We start from the raw sequence: 3,636 nt of genomic DNA, 5'->3' as shown, positions 1-3,636 counted from the left end.
TGCGCCGCCGTTTTAAGGTCAAGGTCGTGGGGCTCTGCCCCACACCCTGCAACCTTTGAAAAGGTTGACGAAACTTTTCATTCGCGCAGCCTTGTTTCTGCTTCGCTTTGGCTCTTTTGCCCGCGATGGCCGCTTTTACCCTCCTCGAAAGGAGTCCCCCATGTACCTCTTCACCAAATCCGACACCCAATCCCTGGAAGCCGCCGCCCAGCGCGCCGGCATCCCCCTCTCATCCCTCATGGAAAACGCCGGCCTCGCCCTGGCCCAGGAGCTCCACCACCGCCTCCCCGCCCTCTCCGGCAAACAGGCTGTCATTCTCTGCGGCAAGGGCAACAACGGCGGAGACGGCTTTGTCTGCGCCCGCCATCTGGCCGGCTGGGGGATGTTCTGCACTGTGCTCCTCCTTCATGGCCCTCCGGCCACTCCACTGGCCGCCCAGGCCTTTCAGCGTCTGCCGGAGTCAGTAACCGTGCTGTCCAGCCCCCAGTCCTCCGCTGTCCAGAAGGTCCTCGGTCAGGCAGACGCAGTGGTGGACTGTGTTTTCGGGTTCAGCTTCCGGGGGGAGCTCGACCCTGTCTCCCGGCAGGTTTTTGCCATGACAGAGCCTCTCTCCTGCCTCAAGCTTTCCGCCGACCTGCCCAGCGGCGTAGAGTGCGACACCGGCCGGGCCAGCCCCGGAGCCTTCCGGGCCCAGGCCACCCTGGCCTTTACTGTGGAAAAGCCCGCCCACCACAGCTACCCCGCCAAGTCCTTCTGCGGCCAGGTCCTTGTGCGCCCGGTGGGCATTCCCCCTGCTCTGGTAGACGAATCCCGCACCAACGTTCAGCTCACCGGCCCGGAGCAGGTCCGCCCCCTTCTCCCCCCGCCAGACATTCAGGCCAACAAGGGGACCCAGGGCCGTCTGCTGCTGTTGTGCGGCAGCTATGGCATGGCCGGGGCCTGTATTATGGCGGCTCGGGCAGCGTTGCGCTGCGGGGTGGGGCTGCTGCACATCGTGGCAGAGGCCTCCATCTACCCCATTCTGGCGGCGGCTGTGCCTGAGGCCATTTACACTCTGTTCGACCCCGCCCAACCTACCGAGACAGCTGCAAAGCTCACCGCCGCCCACCAGGCCTGCACTGCCTGTGTGGCTGGCTGTGGACTGGGCGGGCTGGCGGAACTTCTCTGCCCCATTCTTTTCTCCCTGAACCCCAAGCCCCTGCTCCTGGACGCGGACGCTCTCAACTACCTGTCCCGCCATCCCGAGACTACGCCGCCCCCCGGTCCCCTGGTCCTCACCCCTCACCCTGGGGAGGCCTCCCGCCTCACTGGCCGCAGTGTGCCAGAAATTCAAGAAGACCGCATTGCCACGGCCCGGCAGCTAGCGGAAAAATTCCACGCCGCCGTTCTGCTCAAGGGTGCGGCCACAGTCATTGCCTCCCCCACCGGCGCTCTGGCCCTGAACCCCACCGGCAACCCAGGCATGGCAAAGGGCGGCAGCGGCGACGTACTGGCCGGCGTGGTGGGGGCCCTGCTGGCCCAGGGCGTCCAGCCCTTTTCCGCGGCCTGGGCTGGGGCCTGGCTTCACGGCAGGGCCGGCGACCTGTGCCAGCGACGGCTCTCTGCCCGGGCCATGCTGCCCACAGACCTGACAGAGGCCCTGCCGGAAATTCTTAAGGAATTTGAAAGCCTCCCGCCTCTTTACAAGAGAGATATAATCTGATAAAATTCTTGTCATGTGTTTGACATACTCAGAACCTGTACCAATGAGGCCTGCGCCGGCTTTTGGAGGCATGACTCTGCCCACATCCAAGCACAGAGCCCCAGGCAAGCTGGCTATCCGGCAAGACCTTGCCGCCCAGTCGGTAGCGGAACTGGCCGCAAGAACCGGGCCATCCGGTACAGGCTCCTATCACGAAAGGCGGGTCCACATGGCATATACTTATCTTTGGTGCTTCTTCATCTATGCGTTTCTGGGCTGGTGTGGCGAGGTGCTTTACGCTGCGGCCATCGAGAAGCGTTTTGTCAACCGGGGCTTTCTCAGCGGCCCGGTCTGCCCCATTTACGGGGTGGGCGTGGCGGCTATCGCCTTTCTCATGAAGCCCTTCCAGGGCAGTCTGGCTGCGCTGATTATCGGCTCTATGGCAGTGGGCTCGGCCCTGGAATGGCTGGCGGGCTGGCTGTTGGAGAAGATTTTTCACCAGAAGTGGTGGGACTATTCTGACGAGCCCCACAATCTCAACGGCTACATTTGTCTGAAATTCTCGGTACTGTGGGGCTTTGCCGGGGCCATTGTGGTGCGGTTTGTGGTGCCGGCCACTGCCCGGCTCACCCAGCGCATTCCCCCAACTCTGGGCTGGGTACTGCTGGGGGTGTTGGGCGGGCTGCTGCTGGCAGACCTGGCAGTGACCGTTGCGGCGATCATCGGGCTGAACCGCAAGCTGAAAATGCTGGAATTTGTCTCTCAGCGGCTGAAGGAGGGCTCTGACCGGCTGGGCCAGGACCTGGTGGAGCAGGCCGAGCTCTGGCGCCAGGACGCCGCCCAGCTGCGCCAGAAGTATGAGCAGAGCCTGCGGGCCAACCAACTCCACCGCCGACTGCTGCGGGCTTTCCCCGACCTGCACTCTCTGCGGTACAACGAGCAGCTGGAAGCACTGCAGGAGAGCATCCATGTGTTCCGGCGCAAGTCAAAGGACGCCATAGAACGCCGGAACCAAGCCGCCATTGCCGCCTATGAGGAGCACCTGGCCCCTGGCCAGGAGAAGCCCTTTGCCTACATGCTGTGCTACGAAAAGCTATTCTGGATATTCATGGCAGGCAACGTGGTGGGCTGGGCCTTGGAAACGATTTACGCCCTCATCATGCCGCCCCACCAGTTCGAGCTGCGGGTCAGCGTGGTATACGGCCCCTTCATTCTGGTATACGGCTTTGGGGCGGTGGTCATCACCCTGTTCTTGCGCAAAATGTACCACCAGCGTGACGTGCTGATTTTCATGGCCAGCATGGTGCTGGGGGCCAGCTTTGAATATCTGTGCAGTCTTTTTCAACAACTGGCCTTTGGCAGCGTTTCCTGGGAGTACAGCGACTCCATGCTGAATGTAGGCGGCCGCACCAACCTGATGTACTCGGTTTTCTGGGGTGTGCTGGGACTGGTCTGGGTAAAGGACCTGTACCCGGTGGTCTCCCGCTGGCTGGAACGGGTGCCCAAAAAGCTGGGCCGCTGGCTTACCGCGGCATTCACCCTGTTTATGCTGGTCGACATGGCCGTGTCCGCAGGCGCAGTCTACCGCCAATACCAGCGCATGAACGGCGTCCCCGCCGAAAACCCAGTCCAGGCCTTCTTTGACCAGACCTACCCCGACGACCGCCTGGCCATCATCTACCCCCACATGCAATTCGTCGGTCGCGGGGTGCCCCCGCAGGCAGTTCGCGAAGCGCGCTGGCACGCCAGCGCTGACGGGCACTGACCGCAGGGCTTTCCGTCGCGGTTTGATACTGCCCGCTGACAACAACGTCCTCCATCCCCAGCGTGACGCTGGACCCAATTCGCGAAGCGCGCTGGCTTGCCAGCGCTGACGGGCGCTGACCGCAAGACTTTCCGTCGCGGTTTGACACTACATGCTGACAACAACGCCCTTCTCTCCCAGCGTGACGCTG

Annotated in this window: 2 protein-coding genes; both read left to right on the top strand. The window is 62.8% G+C overall.

Features of this window, described 5'->3' with window-relative positions; all coding sequences use genetic code 11:
* Positions 1-160 precede the first annotated feature (160 nt).
* The gene (locus ACTO5E_RS10520; RefSeq protein WP_482303467.1) at positions 161-1,702 is read left to right on the top strand and encodes an NAD(P)H-hydrate dehydratase; all 1,542 of its coding nucleotides are present in this window, start codon (positions 161-163) and stop codon (positions 1,700-1,702) included.
* Positions 1,703-1,910: 208 nt separating this feature from the next.
* Positions 1,911-3,446, top strand: coding sequence for a putative ABC transporter permease (locus ACTO5E_RS10515; protein WP_482303466.1), 1,536 nt, complete (start codon positions 1,911-1,913; stop codon positions 3,444-3,446).
* The last annotated feature ends 190 nt before the right edge of the window (positions 3,447-3,636 follow it).

The sequence above is a fragment of the Acutalibacter sp. genome, from assembly GCF_056800975.1.
Note: the sequence above shows the minus strand (reverse complement) of the source record. Positions and strands in the feature narration are given on the sequence as shown.